Source organism: Microbacterium sp. MMO-56 (assembly GCF_037146215.1).
Lineage (GTDB): Bacteria > Actinomycetota > Actinomycetes > Actinomycetales > Microbacteriaceae > Microbacterium.
On the sequence record NZ_JBBCVW010000003.1, the window covers coordinates 170,263 to 196,905 of the forward strand.

Annotated in this window: 34 protein-coding genes; 33 read left to right on the forward strand and 1 reads right to left on the reverse strand. The window is 69.8% G+C overall.

The window, feature by feature from the left end:
• The first annotated feature begins 11 nt into the window (after positions 1-11).
• From WFI00_RS03990 to map, 31 genes are all read left to right on the forward strand, one after another.
• Positions 12-977 carry an AAA family ATPase gene (locus WFI00_RS03990; RefSeq protein ID WP_336630691.1) on the forward strand — a complete coding sequence of 322 codons (966 nt, stop codon included), beginning with the start codon at positions 12-14 and terminating at the stop codon, positions 975-977.
• Entirely contained in the window at positions 974-2,347 is a 1,374-nt protein-coding gene (locus tag WFI00_RS03995; RefSeq protein WP_336630692.1) for a DUF58 domain-containing protein, read from the forward strand. Before WFI00_RS03990 ends, WFI00_RS03995 begins: the two co-directional genes overlap by 4 nt.
• Positions 2,344-6,264, forward strand: coding sequence for a transglutaminase domain-containing protein (locus tag WFI00_RS04000; RefSeq protein WP_336630693.1), 3,921 nt, complete (start codon positions 2,344-2,346; stop codon positions 6,262-6,264). Before WFI00_RS03995 ends, WFI00_RS04000 begins: the two co-directional genes overlap by 4 nt.
• A gap of 273 nt (positions 6,265-6,537) precedes the next feature.
• Positions 6,538-6,906: a 30S ribosomal protein S12 gene (rpsL, locus tag WFI00_RS04005; RefSeq protein ID WP_018187369.1), complete on the forward strand. Its 369-nt coding sequence runs from the start codon at positions 6,538-6,540 to the stop codon at positions 6,904-6,906.
• Between the two features lie 5 nt (positions 6,907-6,911).
• Complete coding sequence (gene rpsG, locus WFI00_RS04010; RefSeq protein ID WP_018187368.1) at positions 6,912-7,382, forward strand: 30S ribosomal protein S7; 471 nt, start codon at positions 6,912-6,914, stop codon at positions 7,380-7,382.
• A gap of 78 nt (positions 7,383-7,460) precedes the next feature.
• Entirely contained in the window at positions 7,461-9,575 is a 2,115-nt protein-coding gene (gene fusA, locus WFI00_RS04015; protein ID WP_336630694.1) for an elongation factor G, read from the forward strand.
• A 135-nt stretch (positions 9,576-9,710) separates the two neighbouring features.
• Positions 9,711-10,904, forward strand: coding sequence for an elongation factor Tu (tuf, locus tag WFI00_RS04020; protein WP_204962786.1), 1,194 nt, complete (start codon positions 9,711-9,713; stop codon positions 10,902-10,904).
• Between the two features lie 135 nt (positions 10,905-11,039).
• A complete protein-coding gene (locus WFI00_RS04025; protein WP_336630695.1) occupies positions 11,040-11,255 on the forward strand; it encodes an Rv0909 family putative TA system antitoxin in 216 nt (71 codons plus the stop codon).
• Between the two features lie 461 nt (positions 11,256-11,716).
• Positions 11,717-12,025, forward strand: a complete 309-nt coding sequence (gene rpsJ / locus WFI00_RS04030; protein ID WP_005050520.1) for a 30S ribosomal protein S10 — start codon at positions 11,717-11,719, stop codon at positions 12,023-12,025.
• A 10-nt stretch (positions 12,026-12,035) separates the two neighbouring features.
• Positions 12,036-12,695, forward strand: coding sequence for a 50S ribosomal protein L3 (gene rplC, locus WFI00_RS04035; protein WP_336630696.1), 660 nt, complete (start codon positions 12,036-12,038; stop codon positions 12,693-12,695).
• A gap of 2 nt (positions 12,696-12,697) precedes the next feature.
• On the forward strand, positions 12,698-13,360 hold the full coding sequence (gene rplD / locus WFI00_RS04040; protein WP_336630697.1) for a 50S ribosomal protein L4: 663 nt from the start codon (positions 12,698-12,700) through the stop codon (positions 13,358-13,360).
• Positions 13,357-13,668: a 50S ribosomal protein L23 gene (rplW, locus tag WFI00_RS04045; protein ID WP_336630698.1), complete on the forward strand. Its 312-nt coding sequence runs from the start codon at positions 13,357-13,359 to the stop codon at positions 13,666-13,668. Before rplD ends, rplW begins: the two co-directional genes overlap by 4 nt.
• Before the next feature lie 25 nt (positions 13,669-13,693).
• Positions 13,694-14,533 (forward strand): 50S ribosomal protein L2, encoded by an 840-nt coding sequence (rplB, locus tag WFI00_RS04050; RefSeq protein ID WP_336630699.1) that lies wholly within the window; start codon positions 13,694-13,696, stop codon positions 14,531-14,533.
• Between the two features lie 12 nt (positions 14,534-14,545).
• On the forward strand, positions 14,546-14,827 hold the full coding sequence (gene rpsS, locus WFI00_RS04055; protein ID WP_336630700.1) for a 30S ribosomal protein S19: 282 nt from the start codon (positions 14,546-14,548) through the stop codon (positions 14,825-14,827).
• A gap of 39 nt (positions 14,828-14,866) precedes the next feature.
• Entirely contained in the window at positions 14,867-15,262 is a 396-nt protein-coding gene (gene rplV / locus WFI00_RS04060; protein ID WP_336630701.1) for a 50S ribosomal protein L22, read from the forward strand.
• Entirely contained in the window at positions 15,262-16,023 is a 762-nt protein-coding gene (rpsC, locus tag WFI00_RS04065) for a 30S ribosomal protein S3 (RefSeq protein ID WP_292862949.1), read from the forward strand. Before rplV ends, rpsC begins: the two co-directional genes overlap by 1 nt.
• Entirely contained in the window at positions 16,023-16,442 is a 420-nt protein-coding gene (rplP, locus tag WFI00_RS04070; protein ID WP_018171451.1) for a 50S ribosomal protein L16, read from the forward strand. Before rpsC ends, rplP begins: the two co-directional genes overlap by 1 nt.
• The gene (gene rpmC, locus WFI00_RS04075; RefSeq protein WP_336630702.1) at positions 16,442-16,756 is read left to right on the forward strand and encodes a 50S ribosomal protein L29; all 315 of its coding nucleotides are present in this window, start codon (positions 16,442-16,444) and stop codon (positions 16,754-16,756) included. The genes rplP and rpmC overlap by 1 nt, the downstream gene beginning before the upstream one ends.
• Positions 16,756-17,100 (forward strand): 30S ribosomal protein S17, encoded by a 345-nt coding sequence (gene rpsQ, locus WFI00_RS04080; protein ID WP_336630703.1) that lies wholly within the window; start codon positions 16,756-16,758, stop codon positions 17,098-17,100. The genes rpmC and rpsQ overlap by 1 nt, the downstream gene beginning before the upstream one ends.
• A 34-nt stretch (positions 17,101-17,134) precedes the next feature.
• Complete coding sequence (gene rplN, locus WFI00_RS04085) at positions 17,135-17,503, forward strand: 50S ribosomal protein L14 (protein ID WP_336630704.1); 369 nt, start codon at positions 17,135-17,137, stop codon at positions 17,501-17,503.
• A gap of 4 nt (positions 17,504-17,507) precedes the next feature.
• Entirely contained in the window at positions 17,508-17,867 is a 360-nt protein-coding gene (gene rplX, locus WFI00_RS04090; protein ID WP_204962805.1) for a 50S ribosomal protein L24, read from the forward strand.
• On the forward strand, positions 17,867-18,457 hold the full coding sequence (gene rplE / locus WFI00_RS04095; protein WP_336630705.1) for a 50S ribosomal protein L5: 591 nt from the start codon (positions 17,867-17,869) through the stop codon (positions 18,455-18,457). The genes rplX and rplE overlap by 1 nt, the downstream gene beginning before the upstream one ends.
• 65 nt (positions 18,458-18,522) lie before the next feature.
• Complete coding sequence (rpsH, locus tag WFI00_RS04100) at positions 18,523-18,921, forward strand: 30S ribosomal protein S8 (protein WP_336626668.1); 399 nt, start codon at positions 18,523-18,525, stop codon at positions 18,919-18,921.
• Between the two features lie 6 nt (positions 18,922-18,927).
• Positions 18,928-19,464 carry a 50S ribosomal protein L6 gene (gene rplF / locus WFI00_RS04105; RefSeq protein WP_336630706.1) on the forward strand — a complete coding sequence of 179 codons (537 nt, stop codon included), beginning with the start codon at positions 18,928-18,930 and terminating at the stop codon, positions 19,462-19,464.
• Positions 19,465-19,466: 2 nt separating this feature from the next.
• Complete coding sequence (rplR, locus tag WFI00_RS04110) at positions 19,467-19,826, forward strand: 50S ribosomal protein L18 (RefSeq protein WP_336630707.1); 360 nt, start codon at positions 19,467-19,469, stop codon at positions 19,824-19,826.
• A 32-nt stretch (positions 19,827-19,858) separates the two neighbouring features.
• Positions 19,859-20,518, forward strand: a complete 660-nt coding sequence (gene rpsE / locus WFI00_RS04115) for a 30S ribosomal protein S5 (protein WP_336630708.1) — start codon at positions 19,859-19,861, stop codon at positions 20,516-20,518.
• On the forward strand, positions 20,518-20,703 hold the full coding sequence (rpmD, locus tag WFI00_RS04120; RefSeq protein WP_023954062.1) for a 50S ribosomal protein L30: 186 nt from the start codon (positions 20,518-20,520) through the stop codon (positions 20,701-20,703). Before rpsE ends, rpmD begins: the two co-directional genes overlap by 1 nt.
• A complete protein-coding gene (gene rplO, locus WFI00_RS04125) occupies positions 20,703-21,248 on the forward strand; it encodes a 50S ribosomal protein L15 (protein WP_336630709.1) in 546 nt (181 codons plus the stop codon). Before rpmD ends, rplO begins: the two co-directional genes overlap by 1 nt.
• Positions 21,249-21,358: 110 nt before the next feature.
• A complete protein-coding gene (gene secY, locus WFI00_RS04130) occupies positions 21,359-22,687 on the forward strand; it encodes a preprotein translocase subunit SecY (RefSeq protein WP_336630710.1) in 1,329 nt (442 codons plus the stop codon).
• A complete protein-coding gene (locus WFI00_RS04135) occupies positions 22,684-23,307 on the forward strand; it encodes an adenylate kinase (RefSeq protein WP_336630711.1) in 624 nt (207 codons plus the stop codon). The genes secY and WFI00_RS04135 overlap by 4 nt, the downstream gene beginning before the upstream one ends.
• 16 nt (positions 23,308-23,323) lie before the next feature.
• Positions 23,324-24,169: a type I methionyl aminopeptidase gene (map, locus tag WFI00_RS04140; protein ID WP_336630712.1), complete on the forward strand. Its 846-nt coding sequence runs from the start codon at positions 23,324-23,326 to the stop codon at positions 24,167-24,169.
• A gap of 138 nt (positions 24,170-24,307) precedes the next feature.
• Here map and WFI00_RS04145 read toward each other — a convergent pair whose 3' ends face one another.
• Positions 24,308-25,264 carry a hypothetical protein gene (locus WFI00_RS04145; protein ID WP_336630713.1) on the reverse strand — a complete coding sequence of 319 codons (957 nt, stop codon included), beginning with the start codon at positions 25,262-25,264 and terminating at the stop codon, positions 24,308-24,310.
• A 275-nt stretch (positions 25,265-25,539) separates the two neighbouring features.
• Here WFI00_RS04145 and WFI00_RS04150 point away from each other — a divergent pair, with 275 nt between their 5' ends.
• Both WFI00_RS04150 and infA read left to right on the forward strand, forming a co-directional pair.
• Positions 25,540-26,226, forward strand: coding sequence for a DsbA family protein (locus tag WFI00_RS04150; protein ID WP_336630714.1), 687 nt, complete (start codon positions 25,540-25,542; stop codon positions 26,224-26,226).
• A 157-nt stretch (positions 26,227-26,383) separates the two neighbouring features.
• The gene (gene infA, locus WFI00_RS04155; RefSeq protein ID WP_028496510.1) at positions 26,384-26,605 is read left to right on the forward strand and encodes a translation initiation factor IF-1; all 222 of its coding nucleotides are present in this window, start codon (positions 26,384-26,386) and stop codon (positions 26,603-26,605) included.
• The last annotated feature ends 38 nt before the right edge of the window (positions 26,606-26,643 follow it).

Genomic DNA, 26,643 nt, shown 5'->3' on the forward strand with positions numbered 1-26,643 from the left:
CGGAGCCCCGCATGACGATCACCACCGAACAGGCGACCTGGTTCGCGCAGACCTTCGCCGCGCTCGCCGACAACGTCGAGCGCGCGGTGCTGGGCAAACGGCACGTCGTGGAGCTCGTCCTGACCGCGATGCTCAGCGAGGGCCACGTGCTGCTCGAGGACGTGCCCGGCACCGGCAAGACGTCCCTCGCGCGCGCGGTCGCGCAGTCCGTGCAGGGGACGACGACGCGCATCCAGTTCACGCCCGACCTGCTCCCCGGCGACATCACCGGCATCACGGTGTACGACCAGAAGAGCGGCGTGTTCGAGTTCCACGCCGGGCCGGTCTTCGCGAACATCGTCCTCGCCGACGAGATCAACCGGGCGAGCCCGAAGACGCAGGCCGCCCTCCTGGAGGTCATGGAGGAGGGACACGTCACGATCGACGGCACCACACACGACGTCGGTGCACCCTTCCTCGTGCTCGCGACGCAGAACCCGGTCGAGCAGGCGGGCACGTATCGTCTGCCCGAGGCGCAGCTGGACCGCTTCCTGCTGCGCACGTCGCTCGGCTACCCCGACCACGCGTCGACCGTGCGCATCCTCGGGCGCGAGGCCGCGCCGATCGACCGGCTCGCCCCGATCATCACGCCCGGGGCGCTGCGCGGCATGGCGGGCCTCGCCGCCGACGTCTACGTCGACGCCCTCGTCCTCGACTACGTCGCCCGGCTCGTGGACGCGACCCGCTCCGCCGACGAGGTGCGCCTGGGCGTCAGCATCCGCGGCGCGCTCGCCCTCACCCGCGCGACGCGCACGTCCGCGGCGGCGCAGGGGCGCACCTACGCGACCCCCGACGACGTCAAGCGGCTGGCCGTCGCGGTGCTCGCGCACCGCCTGATCCTGCACCCCGAAGCGGAGTTCGACGGGGTCGGCGCGGAGGCGGTCATCGGGCAGGTGCTGCTGGACGTGCCGCCCCCGACCCGCAGGGAGGCGCCGTGACACTGGGCGAGACCCGGCTGACGCGCACCGCGGCGGGAACCGGCGGCGCCGCGACGGGCGAACGGACCGAGGTGACCCAGGCGACCGGCCCGGGCCAGCGCGCACTCGTCGGCGCCGCCGTCCGGGCGGCCCGCGTCGCGGTGTCCGCGCGTTCCCGACTCGCCGCGGCGGCAGGCCGCGTGCGCCGCACGGTGCGGCCGGCCGGGGTGCTGGCGCTCGGGGCCGCGACGGTCGGCCTCGGCGCCGGCGTGCTGTTCGGCTGGGTGGAGGCGATCGTGGCGGGGGTGGCGGCCCTCGTCCTGCTGGCGCTGAGCGTGCCGTTCCTCTTCGCGTCCCGCGAGTACGAGGTCGCGCTGCGACTGGACCGCGAGCGGATCGTCGCCGGCCAGAGCGCTCGCGCGAGGCTCGTCGTCCGCAACGCGGGACGCCGCGCCGCGCTCCCCGGGCGGATCGACATCCCGATCGGCCGCGGCCTGATCGAGCTCGGCGCGCCGTTCCTGCGGCCGGGCGGCGTCTCCGAGCACGTGCTCGATCTGCCGCCGCAGCCCCGCGGGATCGTCCGCATCGGACCGGCCATCTCGGTGCGGTCGGATCCGCTCGGTCTCCTGCGCCGCGAGCACGCGGTGGCCGACGCGCGGGAGCTGCACGTCCATCCGCGGACCACGGCCGTGCCGTCCTCGAGCGCGGGGCTGATCCGCGACCTCGACGGGAGCCCGACCGGTCGCCTCGTCGATGCCGACATGTCCTTCCATGCCATCCGCGAGTACGCGCCGGGCGACGCCCGGCGGCAGGTGCACTGGAAGTCCACGGCCAAGACCAGACGCCTCATGGTGCGCCAGTACGAGGAGTCCCGGCGCTCGCGGATGGCCGTGGTGCTCGGCCTCGCCCGGCCCGAGTACGACTCGGCCGACGAGTTCGAGCTCGCCGTGAGCGTCGCCGCCTCCCTCGCCGTGCGCGCCGTCCACGACGCGCGTGACCTCGACGTCGTCGTCGGCGTCGAGATCCCGCGCGTCGTGCGCGGCCGCGTGCGGGCTATCCGCCACATCCCCGCCGCGACGCGGCGCACCCTGCTCGACGGGTTCAGCGGCGTCGCCCGGCTCGAGAACACGATGCCCCTGCCCGACGTCTGCCGTCTCACCGCCGAGGTGGGGGACCGGCTCTCCGTCGCCGTGCTCGTGACCGGCTCGCACACGGGCATCGCCCGGTTGCGGCAGGCCGCGCTCGCCTTCCCCGCCGACGTCGCCGTGGTCGCCGTGGTGTGCGACGAGCGCGCGCACCCGCGGACCCGGGTGCTGGGTGGCCTCGCCGTCGTGACGGTCGGCACGCTCGAGGATCTGTCCGGACTGATGCTGCGCGGAGCCGCCGAGTGAGCAGGACGATCGCGGGCTCCCTCTACGTCGCGGTGAGCGTCGCGCTCGCCGCGCTCGCGGCGTGGCCGATCTACCGCTCGGCGGAGTTCCTCCTGCTCGTTGCGGCGTCGACCGCCCTCGGCGCGGCGATCGCCGGCCTCGTCGCGTGGCGGCGGGGCGGCGGGTGGATGGCGGCCGGACTCCTGACCGCGGTCATCCTGCTCGCCGGGCCGCCTCTCGCCGTGCCGTCCCGCGGGGACGCCGTCACCGTCGACGGGATCGTCCGCGGTCTCGGCGAGCTCGCCGCCGGTCTCGTCGTCGGGTGGAAGGACCTCCTGACGGTCTCGCTCCCCGTCGGGACCTATCGGAACCTCCTCGTCCCCGCGCTCGTCGTCTTCCTCGTCGGCACGACGAGCGCCCTCCTGCTGACGTGGCGCCGCGGCGGCGCGTCCGCGTGGGCGGTCGCGGTGGGGGTCGCGATGACGGGCTTCGGTCTGCTGTTCGGTCGCACCGCGGTCAGCGCCCCCCTCCCGATCGGCCCGGCGGGATCCGGCCTCGCCCTGTCCGCGCCGGTCGAGACCGCGGTCGGCCTCGGGACCCTCGCCGCCGGCGTGCTGTGGTTGTCGTGGCGAACGCGTCAGTCGCGGCGCGAGGCCCTGCGAGCCGCGGCGGACGCCAGCGGCGTGCGCCTGCGCCGGCGCCGCGGGATGGATGTGCGCCGCGCCGGCATCGGCGTCGGCATGGTCGTCGTCGCCGCCCTGGCGGCCCTCGCCGTCGTGCCCGCGGCGGCGTCCGCGCCGCGCACGGTGCTGCGGGAGGCGACCGGGCCCCGTGTCGAGATCTCCCGGGCGGTCAGCCCGCTCGCGGCCTATCGGGCGTCCTTCACGGACGCGCGACACGACCGGGTGCTGTTCCGCCTCGACGGCGACCGCGTGCCCGAACGGATCCGCCTGGCCGTGCTCGACGACTACGACGGCGCCGTGTATCGCACCGCGTCGGGATCGGCCGCGTCGGGGTTCGTGCGCCTCGCGGCTCCCCGTGCCCCGGGACCGGGTGCGCGTGTCGACGTCCTGGTGAGCATCGACGCCCTGGACGGGATATGGATGCCCTCGGCGGGGACGATCGCCGCGGTGGCCTTCGAGGGAGCCCGCGCCGCGGCGCTCGCCGACGGGTTCTACGTCGACGACACCCGGTCGGCGGCGGTGCAGACGACGCCCTGGACGGCGGGGGACGCGTACCGGCTCGAGGCGTCCGAGGCGCAGGCCCCCGCGCTCGGGGAGGCCGAGGCGCCGGGAGTGCCGGACCGCTCGCCCGAGGCGCCGGCGAGCCTGCGCGCGTGGATGGGTGCGCACACCACCGGCTCGGGCGGCGCGGCCCTCGCGCAGCTGGTGACGCTGCTGCGCGAGCGGGGATACCTCAGCCACGCCCTCACCGACGCGCAGTCCGCCTGGATGGCGGATGCCGGCGTCCCGGTGTTCGCGCCGAGTCCCGCCGGTCACTCCCTCGCCCGCATCGACCGGATGTTCGCGGCGCTCCTCGAGCGCGAGCAGGACCCGCGGGCCGCGGCCACGGGAGACGTCGTCGCGGCCGTGGGCGACGACGAGCAGTTCGCCGTCGCGACGGCGCTGATGGCGCGGGAGCTCGGATTCCCCGCCCGGATCGTCGTGGGGATGCGCACCCGGGCGGCGGACGCCGATCTCTCCCGGTGCTCCGACGGCGTCTGCCGTGCGGGCGATCTGTCCGCCTGGGTGGAGGTGCAGGCGTCGACGGGTGCCTGGATCCCGGTCGACGTCACGCCGCAGCACCTCGAGCCGCCGAGCCGCGACGTGACGGCGCAGCCCGACCCGACGATCGGCACCGGGGTCGACCCGCGCGGGGTGGACGAGGTCGATCCGCCGCGCCCCGCCCAGGAGGACACCGCCGACACGCCGGACCGGCCCGGCCCCGTGGACCTCTCCTGGCTGTGGGCGGCGCTGCGCGGGGGCGCCCTCTCGCTGGGCGTGCTGCTCGCGCTCGCCGGACCGTTCCTGTCCGTCGCGCTGGTCAAGGCGCTCCGCCGGCGCCGGCGTCGCGAGCGCGGGGAGCCCCGGGACCGCGTCGCGGCGGGGTGGGAGGAGTACCTGGACGCCGCCGCCGACGCGGGGCGCGACCGGACACCGCGCGCGACCCGCCTCGAGATCGCCGGCCGGCTGGGCGCCCCGGGTGCCGCGGAGCTCGCCCGCGCCGCCGATGAGGCCGTCTTCTCGCCGGCGACCGTCACGGACGACGACGCGCTCGCGTTCTGGCGCATCGTCGACGCCGAGCGCGGCGCGCTCACGCCGACCCTCTGGCGGCGACTGCGTGCGGCCGTATCGTTGAGATCGTTCGTCCCGGGGCGTCGTCGCCGGCCCCCGTCCCGTACCGAGAGGGGGAGCCGCGACCGGCGAGGCGCGGCGCACCGCATGAGCACAGCAGCCGTCGACGAGTCTCTGGCGTCCCTCGTGTCCCTCATGGGACTGATCTCCGCGATCCTCGGGGTCGTCCTCTACGTCTGGACCGCGCTCGCCCTCTCGGCGGTGTTCCGCAAGATGGGCGAGGAGCAGTGGAAGGCCTGGGTGCCGTTCGTGAACCTCGCCACCCTGCTGCGCTGGGGCGGCTTCAGCCCGTGGCTCGTGCTGCTCGTGGTCGTCCCGATCGCCCAGATCGTCGTCTTCGTGCTGCTGATCGTGTCTGCGCACCGGATCAACGCCGGGTTCGGCTACGGGACGGGGATGACGGTGCTCGCCGCCCTCGTGTTCGTCGTGTGGGCGAGTGTGCTCGGCTTCGGGCCCGCGCGCTGGCTCGGGGCGCGTCCCGTCGGCTCTCGTGCGCGCGGCTCGGCCGGACCCGGCGGTGCGGCGACGCCGGAGGACACCGTCGCGGCGCCGCCGACCGTCTCCCTCGCCGTCTCTCCCGACGCGGAGGGACCCTTCCAGGCCGAGGCGGCCGCGGCGGGGATGCCGCTGGCACCGGATCCGGACGGCGCGGCGCCCGAGGCGGACGCGACGAGCTTCGCCCCGCCCGCCGGAGTCGCCGCGCCGTGGACGCCTCCCGACACGTCGCCGCCGGCCGGCGCGTGGCCGGAGATCGACGACGTGTCGGCCATCCACCCCTCGCCCTTCCCGCCGAGTTCGGCGGGCGGGAGGCCCTACGTGCCGCCGCTCACCGAGGGCGTGGGAGCGTCGGTCGAGTCGTCCGACGGGCGGCGCCGTGCCGCGGGGGAGGCCGGCCCGATCGCCGCGGTGCCCGGCGTGCGGCACGAGCCCGACGGTCCGCTCCCGGCCGCGCGCGTGACCCGCGTCCCCGCGGCGTCCGAGCATCCGACGGACCCCGATGCGCGGCGCGTGGACACCGACGACGCGGATGTGTTCCCGGAGCTGTCCGGGGAGGTCTCGGCGGTCGTCGGCGCCCCCCGCGCCGGCGCACCGAGATCGGCCGGGGGCGCCGTTCCCGCCCAGCACCGCCGCATCGAGGACCCCGAGGAGGACCCCGGCGTGCGCCGGGGTCGCGCGCGGGCCGCCGACGAGGCCGCCGAGGACGACGACGACGTGGCCGACATGACCGTCGTCGCGCGGCGGACCCACCGCCCGACATGGGAGCTGGTGCCGGCGACGGGTGCGCCCGTCGCCCTCTCCTCGCCCGTCGTCATCCTGGGCCGGCGCCCGTCGGGCGATGCGGCCTATCCGACCGCGCAGCTGGTCGCCGTCCCGGATCGGGCGCGCACCGTCTCGAAGACCCACGCCCGTCTGGAGCTGCGGGGCGACGCGTGGACCGTGACCGATCTGGGCTCGACGAACGGTGTCCTGGTGCGCACGCTCCTGGGCGACGAGGTCGAGGTCGAGCCCGGAGCACGGCTGGATGCGGGGGAGAGGTTCTTCCTCGGCGACGAGGAGTTCCACCTGCGCCGGACCGCACCCTGACGAGGGGCGTCCCCGTTTGCCCGGCTTCGTCATACGGCGTATCATTGACCGGGTGTGCGCTCTCGCGCGCCTTGCGTCGTGCCTCGGCACGCCGGAGGGCGAGCCGGGCGCCGCATCCGGATTCGATCTGCGAACAGGTCGCCCCCACGGCATATCCACCACCCCAAGCCCGACGGTTCGTCGTGCGGTGGATCTGTGGTGAAACCACGAACGCTGTCACCGTGCAGCACCTGTGCGGCCCGAGAGGATCGCACAGCACGACAAGGAGAGAACGTGCCAACCATTCAGCAGTTGGTTCGCAAGGGTCGCTCGCCCAAGGTCACCAAGACCAAGGCGCCCGCCCTGAAGGCGAACCCGCAGCAGGCGGGTGTCTGCACCCGCGTGTACACCACCACGCCCAAGAAGCCGAACTCGGCGATGCGCAAGGTCGCCCGTGTGAAGCTCCGCAACGGCACCGAGGTCACCGCCTACATCCCCGGCGAGGGTCACAACCTGCAGGAGCACTCGCTCGTGCTCGTCCGTGGAGGCCGTGTCAAGGACCTCCCCGGTGTCCGTTACAAGATCGTTCGCGGCGCCCTGGACACCCAGGCCGTCAAGAACCGCAAGCAGGCCCGTAGTCGCTACGGCGCCAAGAAGGGCTGAGTGAGATGCCTCGCAAGGGACCCGCACCCCGCCGCGTCGTCGTCAACGACCCGGTCTACGGTGCTCCGATCGTCACCCAGCTGGTGAACAAGATCCTCGTCGACGGCAAGAAGTCGATCGCCGAGGCCATCGTCTACAACGCCCTCAAGGGCGTCGAGGCCAAGAACGGCCAGGACGCCGTCGCGACGCTCAAGAAGGCGCTCGACAACGTCCGCCCGACCCTCGAGGTCAAGAGCCGCCGCGTCGGCGGCTCGACCTACCAGGTTCCCGTCGAGGTCAAGCCGCACCGCGCCAACACGCTCGCGCTGCGCTGGCTCGTCTCCTACGCGAAGGGCCGTCGTGAGAAGACGATGACCGAGCGTCTGCAGAACGAGATCCTGGACGCGTCGAACGGCCTGGGCGCCGCGGTCAAGCGCCGCGAGGACACCCACAAGATGGCCGAGTCCAACCGCGCCTTCGCGCACTACCGCTGGTAAACAGCGTCTCGGCGACCGGCCGGGCACACCCCGGCCGGTCGCCCCGCGACATCCGTCACTACACGTAAAGGACACCCCGTGGCACAAGAAGTGCTCACCGACCTCAACAAGGTCCGCAACATCGGCATCATGGCGCACATCGATGCCGGCAAGACGACGACGACCGAGCGCATCCTCTTCTACACGGGTGTCAACCACAAGCTCGGCGAGACGCACGACGGTGCGTCCACGACCGACTGGATGGAGCAGGAGAAGGAGCGCGGCATCACGATCACGTCCGCCGCCGTGACCTGCTTCTGGAACAAGCACCAGATCAACATCATCGACACCCCCGGGCACGTCGACTTCACGGTCGAGGTCGAGCGGTCGCTCCGCGTCCTCGACGGCGCGGTGGCCGTGTTCGACGGCAAGGAGGGCGTCGAGCCCCAGTCCGAGACCGTCTGGCGTCAGGCCGACAAGTACGACGTCCCCCGCATCTGCTTCGTCAACAAGATGGACAAGCTGGGTGCCGACTTCTACTTCACCGTCGACACGATCGTGAACCGCCTGGGCGCGAAGCCCCTCGTGCTGCAGCTGCCCATCGGCGCCGAGAACGACTTCATCGGCGTCATCGACCTCGTCGAGATGCGCGCGCTCGTGTGGCCCGGCGACGCCAAGGGTGATGTCACCATGGGCGCCAAGTACGAGGTCCAGGAGATCCCCGCCGACCTCGCCGACCTCGCGGCCGAGTACCGCGAGAAGCTCCTCGAGACGGTCGCCGAGACCGACGAGGCGCTGCTCGAGAAGTACTTCGGCGGCGAGGAGCTCACTCTCGCCGAGATCAAGGGCGCGATCCGCAAGCTCACCGTCGGCGGCGAGCTGTACCCCGTGCTCTGCGGCTCGGCGTTCAAGAACCGCGGCGTGCAGCCCATGCTGGACGCGGTCGTCGACTACCTCCCCTCGCCCCTGGACGTCCCCGCCATCGAGGCGCACGACCCCAAGGACGAAGAGGTCGTCATCGAGCGTCACCCCGACGCCAACGACCCGTTCGCCGCGCTCGCCTTCAAGGTCGCGGTCCACCCGTTCTTCGGTCGCCTGACCTACATCCGCGTCTACTCGGGTCACCTCGACTCCGGCGCGCAGGTCATCAACTCGACCAAGGGCAAGAAGGAGCGCATCGGGAAGATCTTCCAGATGCACGCCAACAAGGAGAACCCGGTCGACTCGGTCACCGCGGGCAACATCTACGCGGTCATCGGCCTGAAGGACACCACCACCGGTGACACCCTCGCCGACCCGAACGAGCCCGTCGTCCTCGAGTCGATGACCTTCCCCGAGCCCGTCATCGAGGTCGCCATCGAGCCGAAGACCAAGGCCGACCAGGAGAAGCTGGGCACCGCGATCCAGAAGCTCGCCGAAGAGGACCCGACCTTCCGCACCGAGCTCAACCCCGAGACCGGCCAGACGGTCATCAAGGGCATGGGCGAGCTGCACCTCGACATCCTCGTGGACCGCATGAAGCGCGAGTTCAAGGTCGAGGCCAACGTCGGCAAGCCCCAGGTGGCGTACCGCGAGACGATCAAGAAGGCCGTCGAGCGTCACGACTACACCCACAAGAAGCAGACCGGTGGTTCGGGTCAGTTCGCGAAGATCCAGTTCGCGCTCGAGCCCCTCGAGGTCACGGCCGACAAGACGTACGAGTTCGAGAACAAGGTCACCGGTGGCCGCATCCCGCGCGAGTACATCGAGCCGACCAACCAGGGCTTCCAGGACGCCATGAACGTCGGCGTGCTCGCCGGCTACCCCATCGTGGGCGTCAAGGCGATCCTGCTCGACGGTGCGAGCCACGACGTGGACTCCTCCGAGATGGCGTTCAAGATCGCCGGATCGATGGGCTTCAAGGAGGCCGTCCGCAAGGCGAGCCCCGCGATCCTCGAGCCGCTCATGGCGGTCGAGGTGCGCACGCCCGAGGAGTACATGGGCGACGTCATCGGCGACCTGAACTCGCGTCGCGGTCAGATCCAGTCGATGGAGGACGGGTCGGGCATCAAGATCGTCCGCGCCCTCGTTCCCCTGTCGGAGATGTTCGGCTACATCGGCGACCTGCGCTCGAAGACCTCGGGCCGGGCCGTGTACTCGATGGAGTTCGACTCGTACGCCGAGGTCCCGCGGGCCGTCGCCGACGAGATCGTCCAGAAGAACAAGGGCGAGTGATCGTCCTCCGGGATGCCGCTGCTGCGGCATCCCGGTGACACACAACTTCATACGCATAGACTAGAAACATCCCCGTAGAGACTCGGTCGCAATCCAGCGCCCGAACCCCTACACGAATGTCCTGAGGAGGACCCAGTGGCCAAGGCCAAGTTCGAGCGGACCAAGCCGCACGTCAACATCGGAACCATCGGGCACGTCGACCACGGTAAGACGACGCTCACCGCCGCGATCTCGAAGGTGCTCGCCGACAAGTACCCGTCGGCCACCAACGTGCAGCGTGACTTCGCGTCGATCGACTCGGCTCCCGAAGAGCGCCAGCGTGGTATCACGATCAACATCTCGCATGTCGAGTACGAGACCCCGAAGCGCCACTACGCGCACGTCGACGCCCCGGGTCACGCCGACTACATCAAGAACATGATCACCGGTGCCGCCCAGATGGACGGCGCGATCCTCGTGGTCGCCGCGACCGACGGTCCCATGGCGCAGACGCGTGAGCACGTGCTCCTCGCCAAGCAGGTCGGCGTGCCGTACCTGCTCGTCGCCCTCAACAAGAGCGACATGGTCGACGACGAGGAGATCCTGGAGCTCGTCGAGCTCGAGGTCCGCGAGCTGCTCTCGTCGCAGGACTTCGACGGCGACAACGCGCCCGTCGTCCGCGTCTCGGGCCTCAAGGCTCTCGAGGGCGACGCCGAGTGGGTCGAGAAGATCGTCGAGCTGATGGACGCGGTCGACGAGTCGATCCCGGACCCGGTGCGCGACAAGGACAAGCCGTTCCTCATGCCCATCGAGGACGTCTTCACCATCACCGGTCGTGGCACGGTCGTCACGGGCCGCGCCGAGCGCGGTACCCTCGCGATCAACTCCGAGGTCGAGATCGTCGGCATCCGCCCGACGCAGAAGACCACGGTCACGGGTATCGAGATGTTCCACAAGCAGCTCGACGAGGCCTGGGCCGGCGAGAACTGTGGTCTGCTCCTGCGCGGCACCAAGCGTGACGACGTCGAGCGCGGCCAGGTCGTCGTCAAGCCCGGCTCCGTGACCCCGCACACCAACTTCGAGGGCACGGCGTACATCCTGTCCAAGGAGGAGGGTGGCCGTCACAACCCGTTCTTCACGAACTACCGCCCGCAGTTCTACTTCCGCACCACCGACGTCACCGGCGTCATCACGCTGCCCGAGGGCACCGAGATGGTCATGCCCGGCGACACCACGGAGATGTCGGTCGAGCTCATCCAGCCGATCGCCATGGAAGAGGGCCTCGGCTTCGCGATCCGTGAGGGTGGCCGCACCGTCGGTGCCGGTACCGTCACCAAGATCCTGAAGTAATCTCGCTTCACCACGAAGGCCCCTCGGCTCCGCCGGGGGGCCTTCGTCATGCCGGCCGCAGATCCGGTGGCGCGCCGGCGGGGGCACCGCCACAATGGAGGGGATTCGCCCACGGGGGGCGACGAAGGAGGCGGTATGGGCATCGAGGATCTCGTGAACCAGGGCAAGCAGTTCCTGGAGCAGAACAAGGACAAGATCGACGAGGCGCTGCACAGCGAGCAGGCCGAGCAGGTCAGCGACACGGTGCTCGACGCCGCCGCCGACTTCGTCAAGAAGGTCGCGCCGGAGAGCGCGCACGGACAGGTCGACAGCGTCCGCGACAACATCGACAAGGCCGTCGGCACCGAGTGAGCTGAGCCCCGCCGCGAGACCGCGCAGATGTCCGCTTCTCACGCCGTGAGCGCGACATCTGCGCGGTCTCGCGCTGTGGGCTGGGTGTCGGCTGAGCGCGACACGCCGCGCGACACGCCCGGGTTTGCGACACGCCCGGGCGACACGTAGACTAGTCAGGTTCCACATTCCTGCGCGGCTTCGGCGTGCGCGGGATCACTGCCAGGGCAGTGCATAGGCGGCGCCACCCCGAGGGGTCCGGTGCAGGGTCCTAGGCCGCGGGCAGCAGAACGACACAATCCACCCCTTCCGCCTGGACTCAGGTGTCGCGCGTGCGCGACGAGGTGGGCTTGACATCAGAACAGTGGTGCAAGTCCCTCGAAGGCCTGGCGACAGGTTCGAGGAGGAAGTGCCCCGGCGCCACAAGCGCCCCGTGCGTCCAATGCCCGCGAGGTATGACGCGAGAAGAGAGAGAGCAGACAATGGCGGGACAGAAGATCCGCATTCGCCTGAAGTCGTACGACCACGAGGTCATCGACACGTCGGCGCGCAAGATCGTCGACACGGTGACCCGCGCGGGCGCCACGGTCGTCGGCCCCGTGCCGCTTCCGACCGAGAAGAACGTCGTGTGCGTCATCCGGTCGCCCCACAAGTACAAGGACAGCCGCGAGCACTTCGAGATGCGCACCCACAAGCGCCTCATCGACATCATCGACCCGACGCCCAAGGCCGTCGACTCGCTGATGCGCCTCGACCTCCCGGCCGACGTCAACATCGAGATCAAGCTCTGAGGTCCCGGTCATGGCACACATCAACGACAAGGTTTCCAAGGGCCTGCTCGGCACGAAGCTCGGCATGACCCAGGTCTGGGACGAGAACGGCAAGCTCGTTCCCGTCACCGTGATCGAGGTCGCGCCGAACGTCGTGACCCAGGTCCGCACCCCCGAGCGCGACGGCTACAACGCCGTGCAGATCGGCTACGGCCAGATCGACCCGCGCAAGGTCAACCAGCCCCTCACGGCCCACTTCGAGGCCGCCGGAGTCACCCCGCGCCGCCACCTCACCGAGGTGCGCACCGCGGACGCCTCCGACTACACGCTCGGCCAGGAGCTCACGGTCGACGCGACCTTCGAGGCCGGCCAGCTGGTCGACGTCGTCGGCACCAGCAAGGGCAAGGGCACCGCGGGTGTCATGAAGCGCCACAACTTCAAGGGCGTCTCCGCCTCGCACGGTGCGCACCGCAACCACCGCAAGCCCGGCTCCATCGGTGCCTCCTCGACGCCCAGCCGCGTCTTCAAGGGCATGCGCATGGCCGGTCGCATGGGTGGCGAGCGCGTCACCGTCCTCAACCTCACGGTGCACGCCGTCGACGCCGAGAAGGGTCTGCTGCTCGTCAAGGGCGCCGTCCCCGGTGCGCGCGGCCGCATCGTCTATGTCCGCAACGCAGTGAAGGGTGCCTGATCATGGCTGACGCCACTCTCGCGCTCGACGTCGTGAAGGCCGACGGCAAGAAGGCCGGCTCCGTGGAGCTGCCCGCCGCGATCTTCGACGTCAAGACGAACATCCCGCTCATCCACCAGGTCGTCGTCGCGCAGCTCGCCGCGGCTCGCCAGGGCACCCACTCGACCAAGCGTCGCGGTGAGGTCTCCGGCGCCGGCCGCAAGCCCTTCAAGCAGAAGGGCACCGGTAACGCCCGCCAGGGCTCGATCCGCGCGCCGCACATGACCGGCGGTGGCATCGTCCACGGCCCGAAGCCGCGCGACTACTCGCAGCGCACCCCCAAGAAGATGATCGCCGCCGCGCTCCTCGGAGCCCTCAGCGACCGCGCCCGGGGTGCACGTCTGCACGTCGTCGACTCGTTCGGCATCGAGGGCGCGCCCTCGACCAAGGCCGCCGCGGCGGTCCTCGCCCAGCTCGCGCCGACCAAGAACGTCCTGGTCGTCATCGAGCGCGGCGACGAGCTGACCCTCAAGAGCGTCCGCAACCTGGGGTACGTCCACGTGCTCGAGGTCGGCCAGCTCAACGCCTACGACGTGCTCGTCTCCGACGACATCGTCTTCACCAAGGCCGCCTACGACGCGTTCGTCGCTGCGAAGGCCGGCGCCACCGAGGAGGTCTCGGCATGACCACTGCGAACGTCTCCCTGAACAAGGACCCGCGCGACATCATCCTGAAGCCGGTGGTTTCGGAGAAGAGCTACGGTCTGATCGACGAGGGCAAGTACACCTTCCTCGTGGACCCGCGCGCCTCGAAGACGGAGATCAAGCTCGCCATCGAGAAGATCTTCGGCGTCAAGGTCGCCGCGGTCAACACGCTCAACCGCGCCGGCAAGGCCCGTCGCACCCGCTTCGGGATGGGCAAGCGCAAGGACACCAAGCGCGCCATCGTCACGCTGCGCTCGGGCACCATCGACATCTTCACGGCCGTCGGCTGACAGCTGGGATAGAGGACAACACACCATGGCTATTCGCAAGTACAAGCCCACGACCCCGGGTCGCCGCGGTTCGTCGGTGGCCGACTTCGCCGAGATCACGCGATCGACGCCCGAGAAGTCGCTGCTGCGCCCGCTGTCCAAGACCGGTGGTCGCAACAACCAGGGCCGCATCACCACCCGCCACATCGGCGGCGGTCACAAGCGCCAGTACCGTCTGATCGACTTCCGTCGCAACGACAAGGACGGCGTGGACGCCAAGGTCGCTCACATCGAGTACGACCCCAACCGCACGGCGCGCATCGCGCTGCTGCACTACGTCGACGGCGAGAAGCGCTACATCCTGGCGCCGAACAAGCTGCAGCAGGGCGACATCGTCGAGTCCGGTCCCTCGGCCGACATCAAGCCCGGCAACAACCTGCCGCTGAAGAACATCCCGACGGGTACCGTCATCCACGCCATCGAGCTCCGCCCCGGCGGCGGCGCGAAGATGGCGCGTTCGGCGGGCGCCTCGGTGCGCCTCGTCGCCAAGGACGGCCCCTACGCCCAGCTGCGTCTGCCCTCTGGCGAGATCCGCAACGTCGATGCGCGCTGCCGCGCGACCATCGGCGAGGTCGGCAACGCCGAGCAGTCGAACATCAACTGGGGCAAGGCCGGCCGCAAGCGCTGGAAGGGCGTGCGCCCGACGGTCCGTGGTGTCGCCATGAACCCGGTCGACCACCCGCACGGTGGTGGTGAGGGCAAGACGTCCGGTGGACGTCACCCCGTCACTCCTTGGGGTCAGGCGGAGGGTCGTACCCGCCACCCCAACAAGGAGAGCGACAAGTACATCGTCCGTCGTCGCAACGCCGGCAAGAAGCGCAAGTAGGAGTAGAGGAAGATGCCTCGCAGCCTGAAGAAGGGCCCCTTCGTCGACGAGCACCTGTTCCGCAAGGTCGCCTCGCAGAACGAAGCCGGCACGAAGAACGTCATCAAGACCTGGTCGCGCCGCTCGATGATCATCCCGGCGATGCTGGGTCACACGATCGCCGTGCACGACGGACGCAAGCACATCCCCGTGTTCGTGTCCGAGACCATGGTCGGCCACAAGCTGGGCGAGTTCGCGCCCACCCGCACCTTCCGCGGCCACGTGAAGGACGACAAGAAGGGCCGCCGCCGCTGACGCGGTGGTGATCCTGGAGAGGACTAGAGGAGGAGAGACATGGTGGATTCCATCGCACGCGTCAAGCACATTCGCGTGACCCCTCAGAAGGCTCGTCGTGTCGTCGCGCTGATCAAGGGCAAGCAGGCTCAGGAGGCACTCGCCATCCTGAAGTTCGCCCCGCAGAGCGCCAGCGAGCCGATCTACAAGCTCGTCGAGTCGGCCGTCGCCAACGCCCGCGTGAAGGCGGACAAGGACGGCGAGTACCTGGACGAGCAGGACCTGTACGTGCGCAACGCGTACGTCGATGAGGGGACCACGCTCAAGCGTTTCCGTCCCCGTGCTCAGGGTCGCGCGTTCCAGATCAAGAAGCGCACGAGCCACATCACCGTCGAGCTCGCGACCCCCGAGGTCGAGGGCGCAACCGGCAGCACCAGCAAGAAGGCGAGCAAGTAATGGGACAGAAGGTCAACCCGTACGGCTTCCGCCTCGGCATCACCACGGACCACGTGTCGCGTTGGTTCTCGGACTCCACGAAGCCCGGCCAGCGTTACGCCGACTACGTGGCCGAGGACATCAAGATCCGCAAGCTCCTGCAGACGCAGCTCGACCGCGCCGGCGTGTCCGGCATCGAGATCGAGCGCACCCGTGACCGCGTCCGCGTCGACATCCACACCGCCCGCCCGGGCATCGTGATCGGTCGCCGTGGCGCCGAGGCCGAGCGTATCCGCGCCGACCTCGAGAAGCTCACCGGCAAGCAGATCCAGCTGAACATCCTCGAGGTGAAGAACCCCGAGGCCGACGCCCAGCTGGTCGCGCAGGGCATCGCCGAGCAGCTCTCCGCACGTGTGGCGTTCCGCCGCGCGATGCGCAAGGGTCTGCAGGGCGCGCAGCGCGCCGGCGCCAAGGGCATCCGGATCCAGGTCTCGGGCCGCCTCGGCGGCGCGGAGATGAGCCGGTCGGAGTTCTACCGCGACGGTCGTGTGCCCCTGCACACGCTGCGCGCGAACATCGACTACGGCTTCTACGAGGCCAAGACCACCTTCGGCCGCATCGGCGTGAAGGTGTGGATCTACAAGGGCGACCTGACGGCCAAGGAGCTCGCGCGCGAGCAGGCCAACGCCCCCAAGCCGCCCCGTGGTCGTGACGACCGTGGTGGCGACCGTCGTCGTGGCCCCCGCAACGAGGCCCCCGTCGCAGAAGGAGCGTCTGCCTGATGCTTATCCCCCGCAAGGTCAAGTACCGCAAGCAGCACCACCCCGGCCGTTCCGGCCAGGCGACCGGTGGCACGAAGGTCTCCTTCGGCGAGTTCGGCATCCAGGCCCTGACGCCCGCGTACGTGACGAACCGTCAGATCGAGTCCGCTCGTATCGCCATGACCCGTCACATCAAGCGTGGCGGCAAGGTGTGGATCAACATCTACCCCGACCGTCCGCTCACCAAGAAGCCGGCCGAGACCCGCATGGGTTCCGGTAAGGGCTCGCCGGAGTGGTGGGTCGCCAACGTCAAGCCGGGTCGCGTCCTCTTCGAGGTCGCGGGCGTCAACGAGGAGCTCGCTCGCGAGGCCCTCACCCGGGCAATCCACAAGCTGCCGCTGAAGGCACGCATCATCAAGCGCGAGGAGGGCGACGCGTAATGGCCGTCGGTACCAAGACGCTCGCCCCGAGCGAGCTCGACACGTTCGAGGACCAGCGCCTCGTCGAGGAGCTGCGCAAGGCCAAGGAGGAGCTGTTCAACCTGCGCTTCCAGTCGGCCACCGGCCAGCTCGAGAGCCACGGCCGCATCCGTGCGGTCAAGCGCGACATCGCGCGGCTCTACACCGTGATCCGTGAGCGCGAGCTCGGCATCCGTGCCACGCCCGCGCCCGTCGAGGTCCAGGCGAAGGCGAAGAAGACGAAGGCCAAGAAGGCGGATGCCGCCGACGAGGCCGTGAAGGAAGAGGCTGAGTAATGGCCACCACGAAGAAGACCGCCGAGGCGGTCGTCGAGGCGACCGAGCAGGCCGGTCACGAGCACGGCGCGCACGACGTGCGCGACGAGAACGCCCGTGGCTACCGCAAGGCCCGTCGCGGCTACGTCGTCAGCGACAAGATGGACAAGACCATCGTCGTCGAGGTCGAGGACCGCGTGAAGCACCCGCTGTACGGCAAGGTCATCCGTCGTACGTCGAAGGTGAAGGCCCACGACGAGCAGAACTCCGCCGGCATCGGCGACCTCGTGCTCATCAACGAGACCCGCCCGCTGAGCGCCACCAAGCGCTGGCGTCTGGTCGAGATCCTCGAGAAGGCCAAGTAAGGCCTCGGCCTTCTTGGAACCCAAGGAGTAACAAGTGATTCAGACAGAGTCCCGCCTCAAGGTCGCCGACAACACCGGCGCCAAGGAGCTGCTCACGATCCGCGTGCTCGGTGGCTCGAACCGCCGCTACGCGGGCCTGGGCGACATCATCGTGGCGACCGTCAAGGACGCGATCCCCGGCGGCAACGTCAAGAAGGGCGACGTGGTCAAGGCCGTCGTCGTCCGCACCGTCAAGCAGACCCGTCGTGCCGACGGGTCCTACATCAAGTTCGACGAGAACGCCGCCGTCATCCTGAAGGGCGACGGGGAGCCGCGTGGCACCCGCATCTTCGGACCGGTCGGCCGTGAGCTTCGCGACAAGAAGTTCATGAAGATCGTCTCGCTCGCCCCGGAGGTGATCTGACCGCATGGCCAAGATCAAGAAGGGTGACCTCGTTCAGGTCATCACTGGCAAGAAGCAGGACAAGGGCGGCGACCGCGGCAAGCAGGGCAAGGTCCTCGACGTTCTCGTCGAGCAGAACCGTGTCATCGTCGAGGGCGTCAACTACGTCACCAAGCACACCCGTGTGGGCCAGACCCAGCGCGGGACCAAGACGGGCGGCATCGAGACGATGGAAGCCCCGATCCACATCTCCAACGTCGCCGTCGTCGACCCCTCGACCAAGAAGCCGACCCGCGTCGGTCACCGTGTCGAGGAGCAGACGAAGGACGGCGTGAAGCGCACCGTCCGCGTGCGCTACGCGAAGAAGAGCGGTAAGGACCTCTGATGAGCACCACCACTGCCGCGCCCGCTGGCAAAATCCAGCCGCGCCTGAAGCAGAAGTACCAGGCCGAGATCCGCAAGGCCCTGCAGGACGAGTTCGGCTACGAGAACGTCATGCAGATCCCGGGGATCCTCAAGGTCGTCGTCAACACCGGTGTCGGTGAGGCGGCTCGCGACTCCAAGGTGATCGATGGTGCGGTCGACGACCTCACCAAGATCACGGGTCAGAAGCCGATCGTCACCAAGGCCCGCAAGTCCATCGCGCAGTTCAAGCTGCGCGAGGGCCAGCCCATCGGTGCGCACGTCACCCTCCGCGGCGACCGTGCCTGGGAGTTCCTCGACCGTCTCGTGACGCTCGCGCTGCCCCGCATCCGCGACTTCCGCGGCCTGTCGCCCAAGCAGTTCGACGGCAACGGCAACTACACGTTCGGTCTCCAGGAGCAGTCCGTGTTCCACGAGATCAACCAGGACAAGATCGACCGCGTCCGCGGTTTCGACATCACCGTCGTCACGACGGCGAAGTCGGACGCCGAGGGCCGCTCGCTCCTGCGCCAGATCGGATTCCCCTTCCAGTCCGAGGACGCGAAGGCGTAATCACCTCAAGAAGGTCGGATGTCGCGTAACGGCATCCGAAACCACGTGAACAAAGGAAACATCACATGACGATGACAGACCCGGTCGCAGACATGCTGACCCGTCTGCGCAACGCGAACTCGGCGCACCACGACACCGTCGCGCTGCCGAGCTCCAAGCTCAAGACCAACATCGCCGAGATCCTCAAGCAGGAGGGCTACATCTCCTCCTGGGAGGTCTCGGACGCCCGCGTCGGCCAGACGCTCACCCTGACGCTGAAGTACGGCCCGAACCGCGAGCGGTCGATCGCCGGCATCAAGCGCGTCTCCAAGCCGGGTCTGCGCGTGTACGCGCGCTCGACCGAGATCCCCACCGTCCTCGGTGGCCTCGGCGTCGCGATCCTGTCCACCTCCTCCGGTCTTCTCACCGACCGTCAGGCCGAGCAGAAGGGCGTGGGTGGGGAAGTCCTCGCCTACGTGTGGTGATCTGACATGTCGCGTATCGGACGCCTTCCCATCGACATCCCCGCCGGCGTCACCGTCTCGGTGGACGGCCAGGATGTCTCCGTCACGGGCCCCAAGGGCGAGCTCGCGCTCACCGTGGCCAAGCCCATCGAGGTCACGGTCGAGGAGGGCCAGGTCCTGGTCTCCCGCCCCGACGACGAGCGCGAGTCGCGCTCGCTGCACGGTCTCACCCGCACCCTGATCAGCAACAACATCATCGGGGTCACCCAGGGCTACACCAAGGGCCTCGAGGTCGTCGGCACCGGCTACCGCGTCGCCCAGAAGGGCGCTGCCGTCGAGTTCGCGCTCGGCTTCTCGCACCCGGTGCTCGTCGAGCCCCCGGCCGGCATCACGCTGACCGTCGAGGGCAACAACAAGGTCACCGTCAGCGGTATCTCGAAGCAGGCGGTCGGCGAGGCCGCCGCCAACATCCGCAAGATCCGCAAGCCCGAGCCCTACAAGGGCAAGGGTGTGCGGTACGCCGGCGAGGTCGTTCGCCGCAAGGCCGGAAAGAGTGGTAAGTGATCATGGCTGTCACATCGAAGAGCGACGCCCGTACGCGTCGTCACCTGCGCCTGCGCAAGAAGATCGTGGGCACCGAGGCGCGTCCGCGCCTGGTCGTCACCCGCTCGGCCCGCCACGTGTTCGTGCAGCTCGTGGACGACAGCAAGGGCCACACCGTGGCCTCTGCCTCGACCCTCGAGGCCGACCTGCGCGGCTTCGACGGCGACAAGACCGCCAAGGCCCGCAAGGTCGGCGAGCTCGTCGCTGAGCGTGCGAAGGCGGCCGGCGTGTCCGACGTCGTGTTCGACCGCGGCGGCAACCGCTACGCGGGTCGTGTCGCGGCGATCGCCGAGGGCGCCCGCGAAGGAGGTCTGAACCTGTGAGCGATGCAACTACTCAGAATGTGGAGAACGAAGTGACCGGAGAGACGGCAGCCGCCGAGGCGCCTGCTGCCGAGGCGCAGCAGGAGCGCGAGCGCGAGCCCCGTCGGGGCGGCCGCGAGCGCAGCCAGACGCGCGACCGCGGTGGTCGCGACGCCGAGAAGAGCCAGTTCCTCGAGCGCGTCGTCACCATCAACCGCGTGTCGAAGGTCGTCAAGGGCGGTCGCCGGTTCAGCTTCACGGCGCTCGTCGTCGTGGGCGACGGCAACGGTCTCGTCGGTGTCGGCTACGGCAAGGCGCGTGAGGTCCCCCTCGCCATCTCGAAGGGTGTCGAAGAGGCCAAGCGCAACTTCTTCCGCGTGCCCCGCTCCGGCTCGACCATCCCGCACCCCGTGCAGGGTGAGGCGGCCGCCGGTGTCGTGCTGCTGCGTCCCGCCGCTGCCGGTACCGGTGTCATCGCCGGTGGTCCCGTCCGCGCCGTGCTCGAGTGCGCCGGCATCCACGACGTCCTGTCGAAGTCCCTCGGCTCGTCGAACACGATCAACATCGTGCACGCGACCGTCGAGGCGCTGAAGCAGCTCGAGGAGCCCCGTGCCGTCGCCGCCCGTCGTGGTCTCGACTTCGACCAGGTGGCTCCGGCCCGTCTGATCCGTGCCGAGGCCGACGCCCTGGCCGCTGCAAAGGGAGGTGCCTGATGGCCGCGCGCCTCAAGGTGACCCAGGTCAAGTCCAAGGTGAGCGAGAAGCAGAACCAGCGCGACACGCTGCGTTCGCTCGGTCTGAAGCGGATCGGCGACTCCGTCGTCCGTCCCGACGACGCGCAGACGCGCGGCTACGTCAAGACCGTCGCGCACCTCGTCAAGGTTGAGGAGATCGACTGATGGCCGAGAAGGCTGAGAAGGCGACCGACGAGGTCGTCGACACGAAGAAGGCCGCCAAGCCGGCCGCCAAGAAGCCCGCCGCGAAGAAGGCGGAGTCCGCCACGCGTCCCGGCGTGCTGAAGGTGCACCACCTGCGTCCGGTCCCCGGCGCCAACACCGCGAAGACCCGTGTCGGTCGCGGTGAGGGCTCCAAGGGCAAGACCGCTGGTCGCGGCACCAAGGGCACGAAGGCCCGCTACCAGGTCAAGATCGGCTTCGAGGGCGGGCAGATGCCCCTCCACATGCGGACGCCGAAGCTGCGCGGGTTCAAGAACCCGTTCCGCGTCGAGTACCAGGTGGTCAACCTCGACAAGCTCGCGGAGCTCTACCCGAACGGCGGTGACGTCACCGTCGGCGACCTCGTCGCGAAGGGCGCCGTGCGCAAGAACGAGAAGGTCAAGGTGCTCGGCACCGGCGACATCTCGGTCAAGCTCACGGTCGACGTCGACAAGGTCTCGGGTTCGGCCGAGCAGAAGATCGTCGCCGCTGGCGGGTCGATCAAGTAAGTCCACGGCAGGGGCCGGAGGGGAACCTCCGGCCCCTCTTGCCGTACTCTGGGAGACGGTGTCCCCGGTCCCGATCGGCTGGAACCGTCCGACCACTGGAGGAAATCCCTTTGTTCAGCGCCATCGCGCGGGTCTTCCGCACTCCGGATCTCCGGAGGAAGATCGCCTTCACCCTCGGCATCATCGCCATCTACCGCCTCGGTGCGCACGTCCCGACGCCGTTCGTGAACTATCCGAACGTCCAGAGCTGTCTGCGTGAGACCGGGTCGGCCAGCGAGGGTCTGCTGTCGCTCGTGAACCTCTTCTCCGGCGGCGCGCTGCTGCAGCTGTCGATCTTCGCGCTCGGCGTCATGCCGTACATCACGGCGACCATCATCGTGCAGCTGCTGCGCGTGGTCATCCCGCACTTCGAGACCCTCTACAAGGAGGGCCAGGCCGGCCAGGCCAAGCTGACGCAGTACACGCGCTACCTGACGATCGCGCTCGCGCTCCTCCAGTCGACGACCCTCGTCACGGTCGCCCGCTCCGGCCAGCTCTTCGGCACCACCTCGATCGCATCCTGCAACAGCCTGCTGACCAACGACGCCTGGTGGGCGCAGCTGCTGATGATCATCACGCTGACCGCCGGCACCGGCCTCATCATGTGGTTCGCCGAGCTCGTCACCGAGCGCGGCGTGGGCAACGGCATGTCGATCCTGATCTTCACCTCGATCGCGGCGACCTTCCCGGTCGCGATGTGGTCGATCGCGCAGTCGCGCGGCTTCGAGGTCTTCCTCCTCGTCCTCGCCGTCGGCATCGTGGTGATGGGGCTCGTCGTCTTCGTCGAGCAGTCGCAGCGACGCATCCCCGTGCAGTACGCCAAGCGGATGGTCGGGCGGCGCACGCTCGGCGGCACCAACACCTACATCCCGATCAAGGTGAACATGGCGGGCGTCGTGCCGGTCATCTTCGCCTCGTCGCTGCTGTACATCCCGGCGCTCGTCGCGCAGTTCAACCAGACGCCGGATGCCAACGGGAACGTGCCCGGCTGGGTGACCTGGATCCAGTCCTACCTCACCAAGGGCGACCACCCGCTGTACATGCTGCTGTACTTCCTGCTGATCGTCGGGTTCACGTACTTCTACGTCGCCATCACGTTCAACCCCGTCGAGGTCGCCGACAACATGAAGAAGTACGGCGGCTTCATCCCGGGCATCCGTGCCGGCCGTCCGACCGCCGAGTACCTCGACTACGTGCTCACCCGCATCACGCTGCCCGGTGCGATCTATCTCGGTCTGATCGCGCTGCTCCCGCTGATCGCGCTCGCCACGGTCAGCGCGAACCAGAACTTCCCGTTCGGCGGCGCCTCGATCCTCATCATCGTCGGCGTCGGCCTCGAGACGGTCAAGCAGATCGACGCGCAGCTGCAGCAGCGACACTACGAAGGGCTCCTGAGATGACGAATCCCGCTTCGCACGACGACGCGCCGGTCGCCCCGCGTCTGCTGATCGTCGGGCCCCAGGGCTCCGGCAAGGGGACGCAGGGTGCGCGCATCGCGGAGGCGTTCGGCATCCCCGCGATCTCCACCGGCGACGTGTTCCGCTCGCACATCAAGAACCAGACCGAGCTGGGCGCCCAGGTCAAGAGCGTCATCGACGCGGGCGACCTGGTCTCCGACGAGCTGACGTTCGCGCTGCTGCGCGACCGCCTGAACGAGGGCGACACGGGCGCGGGATTCCTCATCGACGGCTTCCCCCGCAACATCGCGCAGGTCGGGCTCCTCGACGGGTTCCTGGCGCCCCGCGACGAGGCGCTGACCGCGGTGATCGCGCTCGACGTGCCGCGCGAGGTGAGCATCAGCCGCATCGCGGAGCGTGCCCGGCTCGAGGGTCGCTCGGACGACACGGACGAGGCCATCTCCCGCCGGCTGGAGATCTACGAGCGCGAGACCGCGCCGCTGCTGCAGGTCTACCGCGACCACGGGATCGTCGCCGACGTCGACGGCGTCGGCTCGCTCGACACCGTGACCCACCGCATCCTCGCCGCTCTCGCCGAGCGCGGGATCGCCGCCGCATCCTGACCGTGGGCGGTCGGGCGTGAGAGGGCTGCGGCGTTCCCTGTACAAGTCGCCGGCGCAGCTGCGGGCGATGGTCGAGCCCGGCGCGATCACGGCGGCGGCGCTCGACGCGGTGCGGGCGCTGGTGGCGCCGGGCGTGACGACGGCGGCGCTGGATGCCGCGGCGTCCGCCGTGATCACGGCGCGCGGGGCCGAGTCGAACTTCCAGCTGGTGCGCGGCTACCGCCACACCACGTGCATCTCGGTCAACGACCAGGTCGTGCACGGCATCCCCGGCGAGCGGGTGCTCGAGCCGGGCGACATCGTCTCGATCGACGCGGGCGCGCAGTACGAGGGATGGAACGGCGACTCGGCGATCACCCTGGTCGTCCCGGGCGGGGATCCGGCCGTCGCCGCGGCGCGGACGCGGCTGTCCGAGGTGACCGAGGGGTCGCTGTGGGCGGGGATCGCGGCGCTGGCCTCTGCCCGCCGCGTCGGCGAGGTCGGTGATGCGGTGCAGGGCTTCATCGAGCGGGCCGCCGCCGAGGACGGCGGCGAGTACGGCATCCTGCGCGACTACGTCGGGCACGGCATCGGGCGGAAGATGCACGAGGGGCCCACGGTCTTCAACTACCGCGTCTCCGATCTCGGGCCCGAGGTGCGGCCGGGGCTGTGCCTCGCGATCGAGCCGATGGTGACCGCGGGGTCGGATGCCACGTTCGTGGAGGACGACGACTGGACCGTCACGACCGTCGACGGCTCCGACGGGGCGCACTGGGAGCACAGCGTCGCCGTGCACGAGGGCGGCATCTGGGTGCTGACCTCCGCCGACGGTGGCGCCGCCGCCCTCGCCCCCTGGGGCGTGACGCCCGTTCCCGTCGCGTAGCCCGCGCGCTCGCCCCCGGGTGGCGCGCCGGCCTGCCCCGGAAGTGTGGCGCAATCCGTCGCTGCGCGTGGGTGATTCCGACGGTTGCTGACACATCTGCGCGGGGGATGGTGGCGCGGATGCCCGCGGGCGGGGGAGTCAAGGCGTGCGGAGGGCGGCGCGGACGCGCGCGACGGCGAGGGAGGCGTCGGGGTACAGCTCGCGACGGGTGATCTCGACCACGGTGTAGCCCGCCTCACGCGCGCGCTGACGCTTCGCGATGTCGCGCGCCCAGGCATCCGGAGACAGGCGGTGGTAGTCGCCCTGGTACTCCGCCAGCACGCGGCGCTCGGGGAAGGCGAGGTCGAAGATGCCGATGAGGTGCCCCGCCGCGTCGCGGACGGGCAGATCGAATACCGGCTCCGGGAGCCCCGCGCGGACGAGCGCGAGCCACAGATGCACCTCGGTGCGGCTGCGCGCGCCGGGGCGGACGAGCTCCACGGCCCGCCGCGCGGCGGCGACGCCGGTCCGCGGTGCGACGGTCGACGCGCGCAGCTCCTCCACGGTGGCGAGCGGGGGACCGGCCGGCCGACCGCCGGGCCCGCGCGGAGGGGTGACCAGGAGCGCGCCGACGGCGACGAGATCTCGGAAGGGGAGCACGGGGGCGAGCACGACCCAGGTGGATGCGGGCGAGCTCACCCGCACGCCGTCGTGCGCGCGGACCGACACCAGGTGGGGCGCGAACTGACGCCCGCGCACGCCGGCACCGCGCGGAGCCCGATGGGGGAGCAGGGTGCCGACCTCGACCCGGTGCGCGGGCACCGGCAGCATCCCGCACCAGACGACGAGGGCCGACAGGCCGGTGAAGAAGCGGTGCTCGGGCATCCGCTCGGCGTAGGCGTCGACGAGGGCGCGGTGTGCGAGGGCATCCCGGTCCTGCAGTCCGTCGTGCTCGGCCGCCTCCTCCGCGACGGAGGCGCGCGAGCGGACGCCCCAGAAGGGGGCCCCGAGGTCCGAGGCCCGAAGCCGTCGCTCGGTCGCGCCCGCGTCGAGAGCCGCGCCGACCGAGAACGCCGCTCCGAGCTTCCCGGGGAGAGGGGCGGGCCGCCGTGTCATCCCCCGAGGATGCCGTGTGTGCCGCCCCCGCCGCGCCGATACCCCCCCAATCCGTGGACAGTCACCCGCATCCGCCCCCTGTGCAGGCGTGGGCGCCTCGACATCCGTGGCGCATTCCGACGTTCTCGGGGCTGCTGAGCGACGGATTGCGCCATGTTTGCGGCGGGGGGGTGCAGGGCGCGCAGGGCAGCGGGGCTCACGGGGAATGCAAAGGGCGGGTGCGGGAGGATGGAAGGCGGTGCGGCGGAGGCCGTGTCCACAGAGAGGCAGAGCACATGGCACAGGCAGCAGCGGGAAAGACCAACTGGTTCGCGATCTGGGTGAGCGTGGCGGTCGTCGCCGTGGTCGCGGTCGTGATCGCACTGGTGGTGTGGATGAACAACAGCGCGACCGACCCCGGGACGGCGCCGAGCGGATCGGGCATCGACCAGTCGACCGGCGCCATCGTCGTCGGCAACGGCTCGCAGACCCTCGACACCTACATCGACTTCATGTGCCCCATCTGCGGCGCGTTCGAGAAGACCTACGGCGGCGAGATCCTCGACCTCGCCAACGCCGGCACCATCACCCTCAACATCCACCCGATCTCGATCCTCGACCGCGCGTCGCAGGGCACGCAGTTCTCGACCCGCGCGGCCAACGCGATGTACTGCGTCGCCGAGAAGGACCCGGATGCCGTCGTGCCGTTCATGCAGGCGATGTTCGCCCAGCAGCCCGCGGAGGGGTCGGCCGGTCTCACCGACCAGCAGATGATCGACATCGCCACGAGCGTCGGCGTCGAGGGCATCGACACCTGCGTCACGGAGGGCACGTACAAGAAGTTCGTCACCTCGATGACGGAGAAGACGCCGCTCGCCCCGGGCGCCAGCAGCATCGGCACGCCGACCATCGCGGTCAACGGCACCGTGATCGACAACAAGTCGATCCCGCCGAAGGGGCAGTTCGCCTCGCTCTTCCAGTGATCTGCGGGGGCGTGCGGCACACCGTTCGGGTTTGCCGCACGCCCCACTATCACGTACACTAGATCTTTGGTGTCTTGCGCCTTCTCTGGCGTGTCTCGACACCGCATCCCATCCAACCACCGCAGACCGACCGGTCTGCTCATCGTGAGATAGGCGAATGGCGAAAAAAGACGGAGTAATCGAGATCGAGGGTGTGATCTCCGAGGCGCTGCCCAACGCGATGTTCCGCGTCGAGCTGACCAACGGGCACAAGGTCCTCGCGACGATCTCCGGCAAGATGCGGCAGAACTACATCCGCATCATCCCCGAGGACCGCGTCGTCGTGGAGCTCTCGCCCTACGACCTCACGCGCGGTCGCATCGTCTACCGCTACCGCTGAGCCGGTCGAGAAGTAACGAGCGGACGGGCGCCCCCGGG

Excerpts from the sequence above, each read along its gene's own strand:
- WFI00_RS03990 (WP_336630691.1), top strand. The coding sequence starts at position 12 with ATGACGATCACCACCGAACAGGCGACCTGGTTCGCGCAGACCTTCGCC.
- rpsG (WP_018187368.1), top strand. The coding sequence starts at position 6,912 with ATGCCTCGCAAGGGACCCGCACCCCGCCGCGTCGTCGTCAACGACCCG.
- WFI00_RS04025 (WP_336630695.1), top strand. The coding sequence starts at position 11,040 with ATGGGCATCGAGGATCTCGTGAACCAGGGCAAGCAGTTCCTGGAGCAG.
- rpsJ (WP_005050520.1), top strand. The coding sequence starts at position 11,717 with ATGGCGGGACAGAAGATCCGCATTCGCCTGAAGTCGTACGACCACGAG.
- rplC (WP_336630696.1), top strand. The coding sequence starts at position 12,036 with ATGGCACACATCAACGACAAGGTTTCCAAGGGCCTGCTCGGCACGAAG.
- rplD (WP_336630697.1), top strand. The coding sequence starts at position 12,698 with ATGGCTGACGCCACTCTCGCGCTCGACGTCGTGAAGGCCGACGGCAAG.
- rplW (WP_336630698.1), top strand. The coding sequence starts at position 13,357 with ATGACCACTGCGAACGTCTCCCTGAACAAGGACCCGCGCGACATCATC.
- rplB (WP_336630699.1), top strand. The coding sequence starts at position 13,694 with ATGGCTATTCGCAAGTACAAGCCCACGACCCCGGGTCGCCGCGGTTCG.
- rpsS (WP_336630700.1), top strand. The coding sequence starts at position 14,546 with ATGCCTCGCAGCCTGAAGAAGGGCCCCTTCGTCGACGAGCACCTGTTC.
- rplV (WP_336630701.1), top strand. The coding sequence starts at position 14,867 with ATGGTGGATTCCATCGCACGCGTCAAGCACATTCGCGTGACCCCTCAG.
- rpsC (WP_292862949.1), top strand. The coding sequence starts at position 15,262 with ATGGGACAGAAGGTCAACCCGTACGGCTTCCGCCTCGGCATCACCACG.
- rplP (WP_018171451.1), top strand. The coding sequence starts at position 16,023 with ATGCTTATCCCCCGCAAGGTCAAGTACCGCAAGCAGCACCACCCCGGC.
- rpmC (WP_336630702.1), top strand. The coding sequence starts at position 16,442 with ATGGCCGTCGGTACCAAGACGCTCGCCCCGAGCGAGCTCGACACGTTC.
- rpsQ (WP_336630703.1), top strand. The coding sequence starts at position 16,756 with ATGGCCACCACGAAGAAGACCGCCGAGGCGGTCGTCGAGGCGACCGAG.
- rplX (WP_204962805.1), top strand. The coding sequence starts at position 17,508 with ATGGCCAAGATCAAGAAGGGTGACCTCGTTCAGGTCATCACTGGCAAG.
- rplE (WP_336630705.1), top strand. The coding sequence starts at position 17,867 with ATGAGCACCACCACTGCCGCGCCCGCTGGCAAAATCCAGCCGCGCCTG.
- rpsH (WP_336626668.1), top strand. The coding sequence starts at position 18,523 with ATGACGATGACAGACCCGGTCGCAGACATGCTGACCCGTCTGCGCAAC.
- rplF (WP_336630706.1), top strand. The coding sequence starts at position 18,928 with ATGTCGCGTATCGGACGCCTTCCCATCGACATCCCCGCCGGCGTCACC.
- rplR (WP_336630707.1), top strand. The coding sequence starts at position 19,467 with ATGGCTGTCACATCGAAGAGCGACGCCCGTACGCGTCGTCACCTGCGC.
- rpmD (WP_023954062.1), top strand. The coding sequence starts at position 20,518 with ATGGCCGCGCGCCTCAAGGTGACCCAGGTCAAGTCCAAGGTGAGCGAG.
- rplO (WP_336630709.1), top strand. The coding sequence starts at position 20,703 with ATGGCCGAGAAGGCTGAGAAGGCGACCGACGAGGTCGTCGACACGAAG.
- WFI00_RS04135 (WP_336630711.1), top strand. The coding sequence starts at position 22,684 with ATGACGAATCCCGCTTCGCACGACGACGCGCCGGTCGCCCCGCGTCTG.
- WFI00_RS04145 (WP_336630713.1), bottom strand. The coding sequence starts at position 25,264 with ATGACACGGCGGCCCGCCCCTCTCCCCGGGAAGCTCGGAGCGGCGTTC.
- WFI00_RS04150 (WP_336630714.1), top strand. The coding sequence starts at position 25,540 with ATGGCACAGGCAGCAGCGGGAAAGACCAACTGGTTCGCGATCTGGGTG.
- infA (WP_028496510.1), top strand. The coding sequence starts at position 26,384 with ATGGCGAAAAAAGACGGAGTAATCGAGATCGAGGGTGTGATCTCCGAG.